The following is an 18,271-nucleotide window of genomic DNA, read 5'->3' on the forward strand; positions in this document are numbered from 1 at the left end:
ATTCAGGAGGTTTCGCCATGAGCGAGAAGGCCATGCGTCGGGTCGCGATTCTCGGGGGTAACCGCATCCCCTTTTGTCGTGTTGGGACCCATTACAAGAAAGCCAGCAACCAGGACATGGCCACCGCCGCCCTGCAAGGTCTGGTGGAACGCTGCAACATCAAGGGCGAGCGGCTGGGTGATGTGAGCCTGGGCGCGGTGACCAAGCATTCCCGAGACTGGAACCTGGCACGCGAATCGGTCCTGGGGACGGACTTGAACCCGGAAACCCCTGGCTTTGACCTGACCCGGGCCTGCGGTACCAGCCTGGAAGCGGCCAATCTGATCGGCAACAAGATCGCGACCGGCCAGATCGAAGCGGGCATTGCCGCGGGTACCGACACCGCCAGTGATGTCCCGGTGACGGTGAATGAGGGCTTTCGTGATGTCCTGATGCAGGCACGCTTCGCCCGTTCCGGCGGGGAACGCTTCAAGGCCCTGTTGAAACTTCGCCCTCGCCATCTCAAACCCAGCTTTCCCGGCGTCAGTGAACCACGTACCGGCATGGGCATGGGCCAGCACTGCGAACTAATGGCCCAGGAGTGGGAACTGACCCAGTCCGAGCAGGATGAACTGGCGCTGGCCAGTCACAAGAAGGCGGCCAAGGCCTGGGAGGAAGGCTTCTTTGATGGTCTGGTCACGCCCTTCCGCAATGCCGACAAGGACAACAATGTCCGCCCCGACAGTTCCCTGGAGAAGATGGCGACCCTGAAACCGGCCTTTGACCGGAAATCCGGCAAGGGCACCCTGACCGCAGCCAACTCCACGCCACTGACCGATGGGGCCGCGGCCGTGCTGCTCGGTTCCGAGGAATGGGCCAAGGAGAAGGGCCTGACCCCCATGGCCTACCTCAAGGATGTGGAATCGGCGGCGGTGGATTTCGTTCAGGGCGAGGGTTTGCTTATGGCCCCGGCCTTTGCGGTGCCGCGCCTGCTCAAGCGCAATGGCCTGAGTCTGCAGGATTTTGATTATTACGAAATTCACGAGGCCTTCGCCGCGCAGGTCTTGTGCACCCTGAAGGCCTGGGAATCCGAGGATTTCTGCCGCAACAAGCTGGGTCTGGACAAGGCAATGGGCAGTATCGACCGCGACAAGCTGAATGTGAAAGGCGGGAGTGTGGCCCTGGGTCATCCCTTCGCGGCCACCGGGGCCCGGGTACTGGCTTCCGCAGCCAAGCTGCTGGAAGAAAAAGGCAGCGGGCGGGTACTGATCTCTGTCTGCACGGCAGGCGGCATGGGCGTGACTGCCATCGTGGAACGCTAGAACGCGCTTGCGCCTGCGGGCGAGCAACCCCGGTTATCGGTGGTGATTGGGCCGCGGTAACCGGGGTTTTTTATGCCTCGTTTTTTCGCGGCCCGCACGAGGGCGGTCTAGTTCCCCCAACATCCTGATCAGGCTAAAAAAAAACACTCACCGTACCAGCCAATGGGGTTCGGGCAGATGAACCTAATTAGGTGCTGTTGTATTCCCCCAACTTGCTAGGGCCCGCACTTGCCGCCATTATGTTGCGCTGTCGTGTTCCGGTCGGCATCACGGTCAGACCGGTTTTCTGGCTCAACAACGCTCTCTCGATGGTAGTCGGGAGATCAGACCTTTGGGGGTCGCAATGGATACTTTCAACCAGATCATGGCCAATATTGGTGATATTATCTGGCATCAGAATGTGCTGTTCGTCCTGCTCGCCACCGGTGTGCTATTCACCATTTGGAGTGGCTTCTGCCAGTATCGCGCCCTGACCCACGGGCCCGCGATTCTGACGGGGCGTTACGACAACAAGGACGACAAAGGCGCAATCAGTCATTTCCAGGCGCTGTCCACAGTCTTGTCGGCAACGGTGGGGCTGGGGAATATTGCTGGTGTGGCCTTGGCGGTTGCCTTGGGTGGGCCCGGCGCGGTCTTCTGGATGTGGGTGATCGGCATCGTCGGCATGGCGATCAAGCTCACCGAAGTGACCCTCTCCATGCTGTACCGGAATATGGACAACCCTGAAGAGCCCCATGGTGGTCCCATGTGGGTGGTCTCCCGTGGGTTGCGGGAGCTCAAACCGTCGCTGGGCTGGCTCGGCAAGACTATTGGCGCGATATTCTGTGTCACCCTGCTGGTCTCCACTATTACCGGCGGCAACATGTTCCAGGCCTGGAGCGTGGGCGAGATCACCAACAGCTACTTCGGCGTTCCGACCTGGGTATGCGGGCTGATTCTCGCCTTCGTGGTTGGCTTGGTCATCATCGGGGGCGTGAAGCGAATTGGCCGCGTAGCGGCCACCCTGGTGCCCTTCATGGTGGTGGTCTATCTGATCTCCGCTGTGATCGTGATCGGGGCCAATTGGCAGGTGGTCCCCGAGACACTGGTTCTGATCGTGACCTCGGCCTTTAATCCCCAGGAAGCCACCGGTGCCTTCATCGGCGGCGGCATGGGCATGGCGTTGCTGATCGGTATGCAGCGTGCGCTCTTCTCCTCCGAAGCAGGCCAGGGTTCGGCACCGATTGCCTATGCCGCAGCCAAGACCCGGGAACCGGCCCGCGAGGGCATTGTGGGGGCTACAGGGCCTTTCATCGACACCATCGTGGTCTGCACCCTGACCGCCATGGTGATCCTGACCACCGGTACCTGGAACCGGGATGCGGAAGCCTATTACGATGCCGCGCCTGAAATCACGGAACTGGCGGAGGAAGACGGGGATCGCATCTGGTCCCTGGGAACCACACCACTGCCGGAACGGGAAAGTACTCGGACCCAAGAGTGGGATGGAAGCGAAAACGTCTTCATGGTGGTACGTGGCAGTGAAAACCCGGCCACGGGGAATGAATATCACCGCATTTACGGTGACGTCTTCCAGGACAACCAGCAATGGCATGTGGACTGGGGCACCATCACCTCTGATATCCGACCAGAGTATCGCGATGCCGGGGTCTATGTGAGCTATCCCGGGGCCACTTTGACTGCTCGGGCCTTTGACGATGTGATTCCCGGCTTGGGCATGTGGATGGTCACCATCGCTGTCTGGCTGTTTGCCATTTCCACCATGATCGCCTGGAGTTATTACGGCGAGCAGGGCGTGATCTTCCTGGCTGGCAAGAAGGCGGTGCTACCGTATAAGTTCGTCTTCTGCTTCCTGATCCTGGTGGCGACCCTGGGCCTGATCACCACTGATGAGGAGATCAACAATTTCTCCACCATCGGGACCGGCGTGATGCTGTGGGCGAATATTCCCATCATGCTCTTCTTCGGCTACAAGGCCATGCGAGCCTACAAGGACTACGTCCGCCGTCTCAAGAGCGGGGAGATCAAGCCCTCCGATAATCCGCCCTCCTTCAAGGATGTCTTTATCACCGGCAAGGATGTGGACCGCTAAAAGCGGATCCCTCGCCTATCGTCCTAAGTAGGGGCCGTGACAGTAGTCACGGCCCCTTTTTTATGCCGGATATCCGGACCATCAATCGCAAATGGGATTCGCGGGATGGCTCAAAATATGAAACAAATAATAACAATGTAGATGGTTTTCACTGGTATGAAACTGGCGATGTTTTCTTATCCGAGTCTTCGATGGAAATAAAAAAAGCCCGACCATGGCCGGGCTTTCTTCAATCGCTTGCATGGGTGAAGCCATCAGATATCGAGATTCGCCACATCCAGGGCATGCTTCTCGATGAAATCCCGTCGCGGCTCCACATGGTCGCCCATGAGGGTGGTAAAGATCTCGTCCGCCGCCACCGCATCCTCGATCCGAACCTGGAGCATACGCCGATTGTGCTCGTCCATTGTCGTCTCCCAGAGCTGATCCGGGTTCATCTCACCCAGCCCCTTGTAGCGCTGAATCTGCTGACCCCGCTTGGATTCTTCCAACAGCCATTCAATGGCCTCCGAGAAATCCTGGATCTCCTGGCGACGTTCGCCACGGGCCACATAAGCCCCCGGCTCCAGCAATCCTTGCATCCGCTCACCCAGCTCGGCAATGGCTTGGTAATCGGCAGACTCAAAGAATTCCCGCTGAATGGTCTTTTCCGAAGTGATGCCGTGATGGGTACGCAGAACACGAATCGCATCCACCGCGCCGGTATCGGCGTCATGGGCCAGCTCGATGCGATAGCGACTGCCCTCCTCCCGGGCCTGGATCGCCGTTTCCAGTTGAGTCCGCCATTCCTCCATCCAAGCCGTATCCTGAAACCGTTCCGCGGTGACGCTAGGCAGATAGACCATGCGGCGCAAGACGTTTTCATCGTAGCGGCGGGCACGGCGATGGATAAGGGCATGAACCCCCATATAGGCTTCGGCCAACTCCGCCAAGGCCGCCGGACTGATGGCCGGACTCTCACCACTCACGTGAAGTTCCGCCTTTTCGAGGGCAGTTCGAAGGAGATAGGCGTCAAGTTCTGCATCATCCTTCAAATAAACTTCCTGTTTGCCGCGCTTGATCTTGTACAGCGGCGGCTGCGCGATATAGACATGGCCGCGTTCAATCAACTCCGGCATCTGACGGTAGAAGAAGGTCAGCAGCAGGGTTCGAATATGAGAGCCGTCTACATCGGCATCCGTCATGATGATGATGCGATGATAACGGAGCTTGTCCGGATCAAACTCCTCCTTCCCGATCCCGCAACCCAGGGCGGTGATCAGGGTGCCCACCTCCACGGAGGAAAGCATCTTGTCGAAACGGGCCTTTTCGACATTCAGGATCTTGCCCTTGAGCGGCAAAATGGCCTGGCTTTTTCGATCACGCCCTTGCTTGGCAGAACCGCCGGCGGAATCACCCTCGACAATAAAGATCTCGGATTTGGTGGGATCCCGCTCCTGGCAATCCGCCAGCTTCCCGGGTAAACCGGCGACATCCAGCGCCCCCTTGCGGCGGGTCATTTCGCGCGCCTTTCTGGCCGCTTCCCGGGCGCGGGCCGCGTCGATCACCTTGCCGCAGATGGCCTTGGCTTCCTGGGGGTATTCCAACAGGAAATCATTGAGATGCTCGGACATCAGGCTTTCTACCACGCCCTTCACGTCCGATGAGACCAGCTTGTCCTTGGTCTGGGACGAAAACTTGGGGTCTGGCAGCTTGACCGACAGCACAGCGGTCAGCCCCTCGCGGGCGTCGTCACCTGTGGTGGAGACCTTCTCCCGCTTGGCCAGCCCTTCGGACTCGATATAGCTGTTCAGGGTACGGGTCAGAGAGCCGCGGAAACCCGCCAGGTGGGTGCCGCCATCCCGCTGGGGGATGGTGTTGGTAAAGCAAAAGACGTTCTCCTGGAAGGAATCATTCCACTGCATGGCCAACTCGACAGTGACATCATCTCGCTCAGCAACGAAATAGAAAGGCTGTTCATGCAGCGGTGTCTTGTTGCGGTTGAGATGTTCGACAAAAGCGCGGATCCCACCCTGGTATTCGAAGACGTCCTCCTTTTCGGAGCGCTCGTCCCGAAGCACAATCCGGACCCCACTATTGAGGAAGGAGAGCTCGCGCAGGCGCTTGGCCAGGAGATCGTAATGAAATTCGATCTCGGTAAAGACTTCGGCGCTGGGCTTGAAGCGGATCTCGGTCCCGGTTTTTTCGGTCGGTCCCTTGTCCTCCAACGTGGTCTGAGGTTCACCCTCGCGGTAAGTCTGCTCCCAGAGACGGCCCTCCCTCTGAATCCGAAGGCGCAGGGATTCAGACAGGGCATTGACCACCGACACCCCGACCCCATGCAGGCCACCGGAAACCTTGTAGGAGTTATCGTCGAATTTCCCGCCAGCATGCAGGACGGTCATGATCACTTCAGCCGCTGGTCGGCCTTCGGTTTCATGCCAGTCCACCGGAATCCCCCGTCCGTCGTCGCGGACCGTGATGGATTCATCGGCATGGATCTCGACGGTAATCTCTTTGCAGTGTCCGGCCAGGGCCTCGTCGATGGAGTTATCCACCACTTCGAAGACCATGTGATGCAGGCCGGTGCCATCATCGGTGTCCCCGATGTACATGCCGGGTCGCTTGCGGACGGCTTCCAGTCCCTTCAGGACCTTGATGTTGCTTGAGTCGTAAGTCGGCGCGTTCGCCATAGGTCAGCCCACTACCGGTTAAATGCGCCAGTATACCAGTCTAGAGCCCGGCCCGGCAGGTTTTTAATGGCTAGCAGCGTTCCACGTGGAACGTCCTCTTCTAAGCCGTCGATTCGACTCCCACATCCTGCACTCGATCTTCCTGAATTAAAGCAGTGGTTGGGGGAGCAGGCTTCGTTGGAGTTGCCGAGGTGAGTGGTCAGACTGGGGGGAAAGCGGTATCGTCCGCAAAACGCCCAGTCGGTAGAGCTGTAGCGTAATTCAGGGTTATCTCGACCGAATGGATCCGACTGATTAGGAATGCCTGGGTCTACTTCCGGGAAAATTAGCGATCAGGCGCTACATGGGGAAATCAAAGAGCGATGGTGGGACAATCACGTAAATTCACTAGTCGGCGGGATGTAGCTGCCCTTGTTCCACGTGGAACAGGCGGCTATCGCTGGGAGCCAGGCCCGATAACCGCCCACGCTCGATGCCGGTGATAAAGCACTGGCCACGCAAGCGCCCCAGCAGCCGTGCTAGCCGCTCCGCGTGAAAGTTGTCCAGCTCAGAGGGCAGATCATCCACCAGCGCCACGACCCCCCGACCCCGCTCGGATTCAAACACCTGCGCCCCCGCCAGCAACAGACAGGCCGCCAGCATCTTCTGCTGGCCACGGGACACCCGCTCACGTGCTGGGACGCCATCCACCCGCAGGACCAACTCCGCTCGGTGGGGGCCATACAGGGTATGGCCCATCTTTCGCTCGTTCTCGTGATTCTCACTAAGTAAATCCGACAGTGAAGCATCCTGGCGCCAACCAGCTTGATACTCGAGACTGGCCTGCCCCACCCCAAGCCCCAGTTGCACCATTTCGGAGAAACAACCGTTGAGACGCTGGACCTGCGCCCGGCGAAAATGGTCCAGGGCCTCACCGTGGCTGGCGACCGCCTCATCCCAGGTCTTTAGAAACGCTTCCTTGGCACCCGTTCGAAGGGCCCCGTTCCGTTGGGAAAGCGCTTGGCGATACCGCCGCCAGGCACTCAGAAAAGAAGGTTCCACGTGGAACAGCCCCCAATCCAAGAAACGGCGTCGGTACTCCGGACCGCCTTCCACCATACTCTGGGCGCTGGTATCGATGGACAGCACGGGAAACAGGCTGACGATCTCGGTCATCCGATTCAGATCCGCACCGTCCAGGCGCCAGCGGGCTTTGCGCTTCTCCCGGCGCACACCGAGACGATGGGCCCGATCCGCCTGGATATCACCCACCAACTCGAACCCCGTCTGCCCCATCCGGATGATCCGCTCCGCCCTCGCGGTCCGAAAGGAACGGCCGCGACCCATAAAGAAAATCGCCTCGAGCAAGCTGGTCTTGCCCGAGGCGTTCTCCCCGCTGATCAGTGTCCAACGCGGCCCGGGTTCCCAATCCAGCTGTTCGAAACAACGGAAGTCCCGGACCCGCAAACGACTCAATGTCATGGTGTGTCCATTTGATCGGCCCGGCTTACAGGCGCATCGGCATTACAACGTATTTACAGTCTTCCCGACCCGGGTCGCGAATTAGACAGCTATTATTAGAATCAATCAGATCCATGCGGACTGTCTCGCAATCCAGTGCGGCGAGGGCGTCCAGCAGGTAGTTCACATTGAAGCCAATCTCCATGCCTTCCCCTTCAAACACCACATCCAGTTCTTCCTCGGCCTCTTCTTGCTCCGGATTATGCGCCTGGATTTTGAAACCGTTGGGGATTAGCTCCAGGCGAACCCCTCGGTACTTTTCATTGGAAAGAATCGATGCCCGCTGCAACGATTCCCGCAGCCGCAGACGGTTCGCCTCGACGACCTTCTCGCCCGTCCGGGGAATCACCCTTTCGTAATCGGGGAAGCGACCGTCGATCAGCTTGGAGGTGAACTGCAAACCTTCCACTCGGACCTGGAGATGATTGGCCCCCAGGGCCACTTCCACGGGTGTATCCCCATCCGACAACAGCTTCTGCAACTCCAGCACCCCTTTTCGGGGCAGAATCACCTGATGGGTGCCCACATCCGAGAGCTCGACTTCTCGTTCGCACAGCGCCAGCCGGTGACCATCGGTGGCTACCGCCCGCAAGCGATTGTCACTCACTTCCAGCAGCAGGCCATTGAGATAGTAGCGAACGTCCTGCTGGGCCATGGAGAACTGGGTATTCTCCACCAGGTCACGAAGCATGCCCTGGGGAATCTCGAAACGACGTTGAACCTGAATATCTTCGACCACTGGGAATTCCGCTGCCGGCAAGGTGGACAGGGTAAAGCGGCTTTTGCCGGATCGAATCACGACCCGTTCGCCCTTGAGCTCCACCACGATGTCCGCACCTTCCGGCAAGGCCTTGCAGATATCCAGCAATTTTCGGCCCGGTACGGTCACCTCGCCGGGACTGGCCACCTCCGCCAGCCCTTCCGCCACCAGCTCCACTTCCAGGTCCGTACCCGTGAAGGTTAGCCGGCCGTCCTCGGCCGTAATCTGAATATTGGCCAACACCGGCATGGTTTGGCGTTTCTCTACGACCCCGCTGACCGATTGAACCGGCTTGAGTAACTGATCCCGATTAAGCTCGAATTTCATGTCACCACCCTGGTTGTCCACTGGATTAATATTTAATTAATTAAGTGAATTTAAAATACTGTTATTACTACTAGCTAAGAACAAGTCTGTGGACCGAAAAAAAAGATCTTTATTTTTCAGAGCCTTATAATCGTTTTTTGTTTGCTTTTGCCTATGGACCATTGGCTGAAGTCCTTGGGACGTCCTGTGGATAAAATGGGATGAATTTTCGTCCACCGTTTTATCCACAGCCTGCCCACATCATGTAGTGAGGGTTCTTAACAGGTTCTGATAATCATCATCGATCCGTGTATCGGTCTCCCGAAGTTCCTTCACCTTGCGGCAAGCATGCAGCACCGTGGTGTGGTCGCGACCCCCAAATTCCTCACCAATCTCGGGCAGGCTGTGATTGGTCAGCTCCTTGGCCAGAGCCATGGCAATCTGTCGTGGTCGGGTAATGGAGCGGCTGCGCCGTTTGCCGAGCAGATCCTTGATTCCCATCTTGAAATAATTGGCCACAGTCTTCTGAATATTGTCGATGGTGACGAGTTTTTCGTGCAGTGCCAATAGGTCTCTTAATGCTTCCTTGGTGAAATCCATGGTGATGGGCTGGCCGGTGAAGCGGCTATTGGCGATTACACGCCGCAGTGCGCCTTCAAGCTCCCGCACATTGGAACGGATCCGCTGGGCGATGAAAAAGGCTACCTCATCGGGAAGCTGGACGCCGTCCTGAGCCGCCTTGCGAATCAGAATGGCCACGCTGGTCTCGAGCTCAGGAGGTTCAATTGCCACCGTCAGGCCCCAGCCAAAACGGCTCTTGAGCCGCTCTTCCAGGCCATTGACCTCCTTCGGGTAACGATCACAGGTCAGAATGACCTGCTGCTGACCTTCCAGCAAGGCATTGAAGGTGTGGAAAAACTCTTCCTGGGACCGTTCCTTGCCAGCAAAAAACTGGATGTCATCAATCATCAGGGCGTTGAGGCCACGATAAAGCCGTTTGAAATCGTTAATTGTGTTGTGCTGCAGCGCTTTGACCATATCGCCCACAAAGCGCTCGGAATGCACATAGGCAATTCGGGCCTTTGGGTTGCTTTCCAGCATCCGGTTGGCCACCGCATGCATGAGGTGGGTCTTGCCCAGGCCAACGCCCCCATAGATGAACAGCGGGTTGTAGGCCTGCCCTGGATTCTCGGCTACTTGGCGGGCGGCGGCACGCGCCAACTGATTGGATTTCCCCTCAATGAAGTTCTCGAAGGTGTGGTCCGGCACCAGGCGGCTGCCCAGTCGGGCTTCGGGTGCTTGTTGCCGCCGTTCTGCGGGTTCCGCGCTGGGGCTGCGACGTGGCTTGAGCCCGGCACTGCCGATCTCAAGATGGACCTCCGGAATGGGGTCGGCGGAGACCTCTTCCACCACCTCTTGGATAAGCCGCAGGAATTGATCCCGGACCCAATCCCGCACGAAGCGGTTGGGGGCCATCAGTCGCAGCGCCTGTTCATCGGCTTTGACCTGCAGCGGTCGAATCCAGGTATTCAACTCCTGTTCCGTAAGATCTCGCCCAAGACGGTCAAGACAGCGTTGCCACAGCGCGTCGCTCACCAATGACTCCAAAAAACGTTGAATTCGGGATAGGAAAATGGCCGTCGCTTTTCCAGCGAAGCCTGCAGTCTATACCCCTTGGGCCGAGTTATCCACAGGCTCGAGCCCTTGACATGCCTTTGCCATCGAGGTACACTTCGCGGCTTCCTCAAAGCGCCGCGAACAACGCGCGATCACGGAAAACTCAGGATCCAGCGTCATGAAGAGAACATTTCAGCCCAGTAATCTGCGCCGCAAGCGCACCCATGGTTTCCGTGCCCGCATGGCCACCAAAGGTGGACGTAAGGTCCTCAAGGCTCGCCGCGCCAAGGGCCGCGCTCGTCTGACACCCTGAGGTCGCTGATGGGCGCCATGGGGGACAGGGGTTTCCCGCCCCAGCTGCGCCTGACGCGGGCCGAGGATTACAGGCGGGTATTCCGCCGGGGAAAGCGGTCGAAAGACCGCTTTTTCACGATACTGGCTCGCCCAAACGGTCAGTGCTGCGGGAGACTGGGCATGGCCATTGCCCGCAAGCACGCCGGAAACGCCGTTCAGCGCAATCGCCTGAAACGGCTGGCAAGGGAAAGTTTTCGCCACCATCAGGAACGGCTGGAAGGGCTGGATCTGGTGGTTATGAGCCGGCCTGCCGCAAGCCAGGCGAGTAACGCCGACTTGCTGGCAAGTCTGAGTCGACACTGGCAGCGGCTGAGAAAGCAATGCGCGCCTTCGCCATCTTCCTAATTCGGTGCTACCGGGCCCTGATCAGTCCCCTGTTCGGGCAGTGCTGCCGTTTTCATCCCAGTTGTTCGGAATATGCCATGGAAGCGGTCCAGAGCCACGGCGCATTGAAAGGCGTCTGGCTGTCATTGCGCCGCGTCCTCCGTTGCCATCCTTTTTCCGACGGCGGGTATGACCCTGTTCCGCCCGTCCACCACCGTTGCCGACATCATCGCCATGGATAATCAACGTTTCTTTCTTTTACTCGCCCTCGTCGTTCTGGGTTTTTGGACCTGGATGGAATGGAACCGTCATTTCGATGAAACGCCGGAGACAGTTGACCCGGCCGGCGAGGAACTGCAGATCGCGGATGATGATGTACCCCGGCCCGATGATGATCCCGATGCGCCCCGTCCTGAACTGGACGAAGAGGCCGATGCGCCGGCCGTGGATACGCTGCCCGACCGGCCCAGCGGAGAAACCGTAACCGTACGCACAGGCAGTATTGAAGCCCAGATCAATACGGCGGCGGGGGAACTCAAGCGTCTGGACCTTCTCCAGTACAAGCAGGAACTGGAGCAACCCGAACCGGTTCGCCTGCTGGATGATCGGCCGGATCGACTGTTTGTCATCCAGCCCGGTCTAATTGCCGGACAGGATGCTACCGAGATTCCTCGCACCATCGATTTTCGCCATGATGCCACTTGGTCGATTAATACCGAGCGGGAAGAAGTTGCCGAGAGCGAGGATGCTGGTCGCGCCGTGCGCCTGGTCTGGGACGGGCCGGATGGGCTCTCCCTGGCGCGAACTTTCTATTTTCTGCCCGACAGCTACAAGGTCATCGTTAGTCAACGCCTGGAAAACAATGGTGAGCAGGCCTGGCGCGGCGGTAGTTATATCCAGATCGAACGAAACGATCCCCAGATTTCGCGTTCCATGTTCAATCCGGCTACCTTTACCCATAATGGGCCGGCCTACCATGACACCGAAAGCTACCAACGCCTGAGCTTCTCCGATCTTGCCGAGCAGAACCTGCAGCTAAACGTGGACGGTGGCTGGGCGGCCATGGTGGAGCATTATTTTGTTGCTGCCCTGATTCCCACCGACCAGGAACGGGCGCTTCGCTATTACACCCGCCACCGGGGTGCTGACCGTTATCTAATCGGCATGGCCGACCAGCGTGGCCAGACCGTGGAGCCGGGTGAGAGCCTGGCCTTTGAGCAATCACTCTATCTGGGCCCAAAGATTCAGCGCGAATTGCGTGAAGCCGCCCCTGATCTGGAACGGGTAGTTGACTATGGGATCCTCTGGATCATTGCCCAGCCCCTGTTCGTGGTGTTGAGCTGGATTCATATGGTGGTGGGCAACTGGGGTTGGGCCATCATTCTGCTCACCATCGGCATCAAGCTGGTCTTCTACAAGCTGGCCGAGACCAGCGGTCGCTCCATGGCCAAGATGCGCAAGCTGCAACCGCGCATGCAGACCATCCGTGAGCGTTACAAGGATGACAAGCAGAAGATGAACCAGGCCATGATGGAGCTCTACAAGCGGGAGAAGATCAACCCCGCGGCAGGCTGCCTCCCCATCCTGGTTCAGATCCCGGTGTTCATCGCCTTGTACTGGGTCCTGCTGGAATCTGCGGAGCTGCGTCATGCCCCCTGGGCATTGTGGATCCATGATCTGTCTTCACCGGATCCCTTCTACATCCTGCCGGTGTTGATGGGGCTGGCCATGTTCGGCCAATTCAAGATGCAGCCGCCGCCGCCCGACCCAATGATGCGCAAGATGTTCATGTTCATGCCGCTTATGCTGGTGGGCATCGGCATCTTCATGCCAGCGGGTCTGCTGCTCTACTGGGTGGTGAATACCGTGCTGACCGCCGCCCAGCAGTGGAAGATCAATCGGGTGATTGAGCGGGGCGAGGAAAACTAGCGCCGGCCGGAAAGCTGAACGAAAAAGCCCACAGGCGCAAGACGCCTGTGGGCTTTTTCGTTTCATTATTCGGCTCTGATTCAGTCTGGAAGATAGCGACTCGCCCAGCCGGCGATGATCTCCGCGACCCATTCTGCATCCTTGCGCCGGGTGAGCAGATGGTCAGCCGCATCCAACGACAGGAAGCTCTTGGGATGGAGGGCGGCCTGGAAGATCAGGCCCGCGTTTTCGATTCCCACCACCTCGTCTTCCGGCGCATGCATCACCATCAAGGGCCGTCGCAGCCCAGCGATGGTGTCTTCCCAGGCCCGGGACTCCATGTCCTCGACAAAGCCCCGGCTGATGGTGAACCGTCGCCCGGCGATCCGAACCTCCGCCTTGCCGTCTTTTTCAATGGTGGCCCGCTGCTCACCCAGTACCCGCAGAATATGAGCCGGATCTGCGGGTGCGGCGATGGTGGCAATCGCCCGGACTGAGTCAATCTCCCCCGCGGCGTGCAGTACCGCCGCCCCGCCCAGGGAATGGCCCACCATCAGGTCCACGGCAATATCCACATCCTCCAGCGCGCCTGCGGCCGCCTTGAGGTCCCGGATATCGCCACCGATGCCGGCGGCCCCGAAGTCCCCTTCACTCTCACCCAGTCCGGTAAAGTCGAAGCGCAGCACCCCGATGCCCCGGCTGGCCAGGGCACGGCTGACCGCCACGGCCCCCTTGGAATCCCGGGTGCAGGTAAAGCAATGGGCAAAGATGGCCCAACCCCGCGCCAAACCTTCCGGTTCTTCCAGAACCCCAGACAGCTGTTGCCCTTCTCCGCCTTTGAATTGGAACGCCTTGGATCCCATGAAAATGCCTCGTTTAGATGAATCGTATTGAGCTGACGATCTGGCCCGGCCTTTGTTGTAATCCCCGACAAGCCGCCATACTGAATGGTTTACACTAGCATTATGAATCCAAGCGAAGACATTATTGCCGCCGTAGCGACCCCACCCGGGCGGGGTGGGGTCGGGATTGTGCGGGTTTCAGGCCAGGATCTGACCGTCATGGCGCAAATCCTGACCGGAAAGCCACCGCGTCCACGTTACGCCCAGCTTGCTCGTTTTCAGGATGCGGATGGCCAGGCCATCGATGAAGGTTTGCTGCTCTATTTTCCGGCACCGGCTTCCTACACCGGCGAGGATGTACTGGAAATCCAGGGTCATGGTGGTCCGGTGATCATGGATATGCTGCTACAGCGCACCATCGCCCTGGGGGCCCGGCCTGCTCGACCCGGGGAGTTCTCTGAACGCGCTTTTCTCAATGACAAACTGGATCTGGCCCAGGCCGAAGCGGTAGCCGATCTCATCGATGCCGGTTCGGCCCAAGCGGCCCGGGCGGCGGGACGCTCTCTTAGCGGGGCATTCTCCACCGCCGTGCACGACCTGGTGGAGCAACTGATCGAATTGCGCCTTTTCGTCGAGGCCGCCATCGATTTTCCCGAGGAAGAAATCGACTTCCTCTCCGACGAACGCATCGAACGCCAGCTGGCTGCCATCAATGAGGCCTTCGATACCCTGAGCCAACGCGCGGAACAGGGCCGCGTGATGCGGGAGGGTTTGACCCTGGTGCTGGCCGGCCGCCCCAATGCCGGCAAATCCAGCCTGATGAATCGCCTGGCCGGACATGATGCCGCCATTGTGACCGATATCCCGGGGACCACGCGGGATGTGCTGCGGGAATACGTTCACCTGGATGGTCTGCCCCTGCATCTGATCGATACCGCCGGGCTTCGCCAGGCTGGCGATGCCGTCGAAGAGGAAGGGGTTAGGCGGGCCCGAGCTGCCATGGATGGGGCCGATTGCATCCTGCTGTTGATTGACGAGACCGACCCAGAACCAGTGGATGAGCTATTGCAGGGTCTGCCGGCGCAACTGCCGGTGATCCAGGTCCATAACAAGATTGATCTGTCCGGCAAAAGTCCTGGCCCACGTGGCGCCAGCGGTCGTGGCTTTGCCATTTCCGCCAAAACCGGTGCGGGGGTTGATGCCTTGATTGAGCAGCTCAAGGCGGAGGCGGGCTATCGGCCCTCAGGCGAGGATCTTTTCATGGCCCGTCGCCGACACCTGGATGCCATTGATCGGGCCCGGGCCCATGTGGATGCCGGCCAAGCCGAACTCCAGGAGACCCGTGCCGGAGAGCTGTTGGCCGAAGAGCTGCGCCTGGCCCAGCAAGCTCTGAATGAAATCACCGGCGAATTCACCAGCGATGATCTGCTGGGTCGAATCTTCTCCAGCTTTTGCATTGGCAAATAGCTTCCAGCGACGGTCCTTATTCGCCAGTTTCCATCTCCACCCGATTGCGTCCCTTGTCCTTGGCACGGTAGAGGGCCTGGTCGGCTCTTTTGAGCAGCGTTTCGGCTTCATCGTGCGCTCGATACTCACTCAAGCCAATGGACACGGTCACCTCCACTGGTCCGCCTTCGGTTTCGAAGGGGGCCTGCTCCACCATCTGCCGGAGTCGTTCAGCCGCCTGCCGGGCCCCCTCCAGATTCGTGCTGGGCAAGACCACCAGAAATTCTTCGCCGCCAAATCGCCCAAGCCGTTCCCCGCCCTCGCTCTCAATGAAATCATGCCCTCTCAGCGCGGATTCGACTCGCTGAACAAACTCCTTCAAAACGGCATCTCCGGTCAGATGGCCATGCTGATCGTTGAGCTGCTTAAAGCGATCCAGATCCAGCAAAAGAACAGACAGGGTCTGCCCGGAATCCCGGCAGGCCTGAATCGCCGTATCCAGGCTTCCGGTGATGGCCCGCCGATTGCCGGCGCCGGTGAGATGATCCCGGTTGGCCAATTCCTCGATCCTTCCCATGGCGGCGCGCAGGTTGGCCCGCAGTCGCGCCACGTAGCCGCCCATGAAGGACATCCACAAGAGCACAATGGTGAGAAACAGCCACTGGGAGAGTTCGGTTCGACGAGTGGCCAGGTCCATTCCCGACCAGTCCAGACGAATCAGTCCGGCATAGGCCAGCGAGGCAAAGGCAGTCAGCAGCAGGAATTGCCGGGTGGTCAGCCGAAAGACCCCGAAGAAAAAGCTGGTCACGAAAACCAGCAATACCCCGCCGCGGGCTTCAGGTAGGGTCTGGGCCAGCAGGACCATGCCCCAGAAAATCCCGAAGCTAATCTGGCCCAGGGTCATGCCCGGATCATTGAAGCGCAGATTCCAGTCACGCCGGATGGCGAGAATAAAGACGGCGTTGGTCAGCAGCATGAGCAGGAAATAGCCCGCCAGCCAAGTCACCCCGGCATCCACCAGATTGGTGAGGTAGAGGTAGATGCTTACCAGCATCCACATCAGGTAGGCCACCAAGCCGAGCATGACCCGTCGGATACGGAGTGCCTGCTTATGGTCCCTGTGAAGCTCGAGCATATCCGACCCCCCTGACCCCAGCTTCGAGTGTAGCCGTCAGCTGTCGAAAGTGACAGCGACGGTCATTGCCGAGTACCAAGGGGCCTCCCTGGGGCAATCACCCCAGTACGCTTTCCCGGCGATAGAACAACCAAGCCACCCAGGCCACAATCCCGCTGATGAGCAGGGTGGACAGTGTGTTCATGGCCATTCCCAAGGGCGGAATGGATTCAGCCGCGAGCAGCTCGAGGATCGCCACATGCTGACCCACCACCGGAATGGCGAGATTCAGCGTGGTCGCTTCAAAAGGCCGGATAAAATGCACGATCATGGGGGCTAGTGGCACCACCATCACCACCGACAGCCAAGTCTGCGCCTCCTTGTAGCTCTTGGTGAATGAGGCAACCAGGCACATCACCGCGGCCCCCAGCAGGGCGAAAGGGGCTACCGCCAAAAAGATCTGAACCGCCGTCATCCAGTTCAGCGACAATGACATGCCCACTGTCTCCATGGGTACAAAGCCAAGCGCTACTGAAAAGGCTCCTATCACAATAGCCAGAGCCAGCAGCGAGAAGGTGGCCGTGGCCAGCAACTTGCCCAGCAGGATTTCGCCACGGCGGGCCGCGGTGCTCAGCAAGGGCTCCAGCGAGCCGCGCTCACGTTCGCCGGCGGTGGTATCAATGGCCAGATAGAAGCCGCCCATCAATACCGTGAGCAAAATGAAATAGGGCAACATGGCAGCCAGCATCAGACCCCGGGTCTCGGGGGTGGAGACATCCACCTCCTGCAGTTGCAGCGGCCGAGTCACCCGGCTATCAATACCGCGTGCCATCAGGCGCAGTTCGGTCAGGGTTCGGTCCCAGCCATTGATGGCACTGCGTACCCGTGAGAATTGCCCGCTCAGCCGTTGCCGGGAGCGGTCGGCATAAAAATGCAGCGGCGCCGGGCGGCCTTCCCGCAGCGCCCTCTCATAGTCTTCACTAATCACCAGCACGAAGTCCTCGTCCCGGTCCCGCACCGCCTGTTCCGCATCGCCTTCAAACGCTTTAACCTCAAGTCGGTTTTCTTCCAGATAGGCAATCAGTTCAGGGGCATATTCCTGGCCCTGAACCGGCAGGGTGAGCGACTTCTCTGCCTCCTCGGCACCCATGGTGATAGCCGTGCTCATGATCACCGCGAAGATGGCCGGCCCAAATAGCGGCCCGAACAACAACACCGACATCAGGGTGCGACGATCACGCAGGTTGTCACGGCATTCCTTGAGATAGACGATCCAGGTTCTGATCACGAGCCCTCCTCTTGGACCGCTTCGGCCCGGCCAATGGCCCGTACGAAGGCCTCTTCCAGATCATCCGTGCCCAGCTGTTCCTTGAGCTCCTGCGGTCGGCCCCGGGCCACCACCTGACCGTGGGCAATAATCACGATTCGATCACACAGGGCGGCAACCTCCTGCATCACGTGGCTGGAGAAGAGGATGCAGAAACCATCCTTTTTCAGATCACGGATCAGCTCCCGCAAGGCCCGGGTGGCCATGACGTCCAGGCCACTGGTGGGTTCATCCAGGATCAGGTTTCGGGGGTTGTGCACCATGGCCCGGGCCAGTGCCGTCTTGAGCCGTTGACCCTGGCTGTAGCCCTTGGCCGGTCGATCTACAAACTCGCCCATTTCCAGGCGCTCGCTCAGCTGATCGATTCGGGCCTCGATCTCTGCTTTGGGCACTGCGTTGAGACGGGCAAAATAACGGATGTTCTCGCGTCCGGTCAGGCGGGGATACAATCCGGCATCATGGGGCATAACACCCATGCCCAGACGCGCCCGCTGGGGATCGTGGCGAACATCCAGGCCATCTACCAGGACTTGCCCGCTATCGGCCCCGATGGCCGTGGAGATGATGCGCAGACTGGTGGATTTGCCTGCCCCATTGGGACCCAGCAGACCGGTGATTTGGCCGTCAGCTGCTTCCAGACTGACGCCGCGCACCGCTTCAATCTTGCCGAAGCGTTTGCGAAGACCCTCTGCCTTGATCATGTGCTAC

General features: G+C 59.1%; 15 protein-coding genes. 7 read left to right on the top strand and 8 right to left on the bottom strand.

Annotated elements, in window-relative coordinates:
• Window positions 1–17: 17 nt before the first annotated feature.
• Window positions 18–1,301: an acetyl-CoA C-acetyltransferase gene (locus tag J2T60_RS10830; RefSeq protein ID WP_253449847.1), complete on the top strand. Its 1,284-nt coding sequence runs from the start codon at window positions 18–20 to the stop codon at window positions 1,299–1,301.
• A gap of 343 nt (window positions 1,302–1,644) precedes the next feature.
• Window positions 1,645–3,393 (top strand): alanine/glycine:cation symporter family protein, encoded by a 1,749-nt coding sequence (locus J2T60_RS10835; RefSeq protein ID WP_253449850.1) that lies wholly within the window; start codon window positions 1,645–1,647, stop codon window positions 3,391–3,393.
• A gap of 254 nt (window positions 3,394–3,647) precedes the next feature.
• Here the strand turns inward: J2T60_RS10835 and gyrB are convergent, their stop codons facing one another.
• From gyrB to dnaA, 4 genes are all read right to left on the bottom strand, one after another.
• Entirely contained in the window at window positions 3,648–6,065 is a 2,418-nt protein-coding gene (gyrB, locus tag J2T60_RS10840) for a DNA topoisomerase (ATP-hydrolyzing) subunit B (protein ID WP_253449852.1), read from the bottom strand.
• Between the two features lie 387 nt (window positions 6,066–6,452).
• Window positions 6,453–7,526 carry a DNA replication/repair protein RecF gene (recF, locus tag J2T60_RS10845; RefSeq protein WP_253449855.1) on the bottom strand — a complete coding sequence of 358 codons (1,074 nt, stop codon included), beginning with the start codon at window positions 7,524–7,526 and terminating at the stop codon, window positions 6,453–6,455.
• 25 nt (window positions 7,527–7,551) lie between these two features.
• Window positions 7,552–8,652, bottom strand: coding sequence for a DNA polymerase III subunit beta (gene dnaN, locus J2T60_RS10850; protein WP_253449858.1), 1,101 nt, complete (start codon window positions 8,650–8,652; stop codon window positions 7,552–7,554).
• A 240-nt stretch (window positions 8,653–8,892) separates the two neighbouring features.
• A complete protein-coding gene (gene dnaA, locus J2T60_RS10855) occupies window positions 8,893–10,227 on the bottom strand; it encodes a chromosomal replication initiator protein DnaA (RefSeq protein ID WP_253449860.1) in 1,335 nt (444 codons plus the stop codon).
• Between the two features lie 199 nt (window positions 10,228–10,426).
• On the opposite strand from dnaA, the gene rpmH reads away from it, so the two are divergent.
• The 4 genes from rpmH to yidC are packed head-to-tail and all read left to right on the top strand — an operon-like array spanning window position 10,427 to window position 12,855.
• Complete coding sequence (gene rpmH, locus J2T60_RS10860) at window positions 10,427–10,561, top strand: 50S ribosomal protein L34 (RefSeq protein ID WP_253449863.1); 135 nt, start codon at window positions 10,427–10,429, stop codon at window positions 10,559–10,561.
• A gap of 17 nt (window positions 10,562–10,578) precedes the next feature.
• On the top strand, window positions 10,579–10,947 hold the full coding sequence (gene rnpA / locus J2T60_RS10865) for a ribonuclease P protein component (protein ID WP_253450834.1): 369 nt from the start codon (window positions 10,579–10,581) through the stop codon (window positions 10,945–10,947).
• Entirely contained in the window at window positions 10,923–11,168 is a 246-nt protein-coding gene (yidD, locus tag J2T60_RS10870) for a membrane protein insertion efficiency factor YidD (RefSeq protein WP_253449866.1), read from the top strand. Before rnpA ends, yidD begins: the two co-directional genes overlap by 25 nt.
• Window positions 11,116–12,855: a membrane protein insertase YidC gene (gene yidC / locus J2T60_RS10875; RefSeq protein ID WP_253449869.1), complete on the top strand. Its 1,740-nt coding sequence runs from the start codon at window positions 11,116–11,118 to the stop codon at window positions 12,853–12,855. The genes yidD and yidC overlap by 53 nt, the downstream gene beginning before the upstream one ends.
• Before the next feature lie 80 nt (window positions 12,856–12,935).
• Here the strand turns inward: yidC and J2T60_RS10880 are convergent, their stop codons facing one another.
• On the bottom strand, window positions 12,936–13,697 hold the full coding sequence (locus tag J2T60_RS10880; protein ID WP_253449872.1) for an alpha/beta hydrolase family protein: 762 nt from the start codon (window positions 13,695–13,697) through the stop codon (window positions 12,936–12,938).
• A 102-nt stretch (window positions 13,698–13,799) separates the two neighbouring features.
• On the opposite strand from J2T60_RS10880, the gene mnmE reads away from it, so the two are divergent.
• A complete protein-coding gene (gene mnmE / locus J2T60_RS10885; RefSeq protein WP_253449875.1) occupies window positions 13,800–15,143 on the top strand; it encodes a tRNA uridine-5-carboxymethylaminomethyl(34) synthesis GTPase MnmE in 1,344 nt (447 codons plus the stop codon).
• A 16-nt stretch (window positions 15,144–15,159) separates the two neighbouring features.
• Here mnmE and J2T60_RS10890 read toward each other — a convergent pair whose 3' ends face one another.
• From J2T60_RS10890 to J2T60_RS10900, 3 genes are all read right to left on the bottom strand, one after another.
• Entirely contained in the window at window positions 15,160–16,257 is a 1,098-nt protein-coding gene (locus tag J2T60_RS10890; protein ID WP_253449878.1) for a GGDEF domain-containing protein, read from the bottom strand.
• 97 nt (window positions 16,258–16,354) lie between these two features.
• A complete protein-coding gene (locus J2T60_RS10895; RefSeq protein WP_253449881.1) occupies window positions 16,355–17,524 on the bottom strand; it encodes an ABC transporter permease in 1,170 nt (389 codons plus the stop codon).
• Window positions 17,521–18,264: an ABC transporter ATP-binding protein gene (locus tag J2T60_RS10900; protein WP_253449883.1), complete on the bottom strand. Its 744-nt coding sequence runs from the start codon at window positions 18,262–18,264 to the stop codon at window positions 17,521–17,523. The genes J2T60_RS10895 and J2T60_RS10900 overlap by 4 nt, the downstream gene beginning before the upstream one ends.
• Window positions 18,265–18,271: the final 7 nt, after the last annotated feature.

This window comes from Natronospira proteinivora (assembly GCF_024170465.1).
GTDB classification, from domain to species: domain Bacteria; phylum Pseudomonadota; class Gammaproteobacteria; order Natronospirales; family Natronospiraceae; genus Natronospira; species Natronospira proteinivora.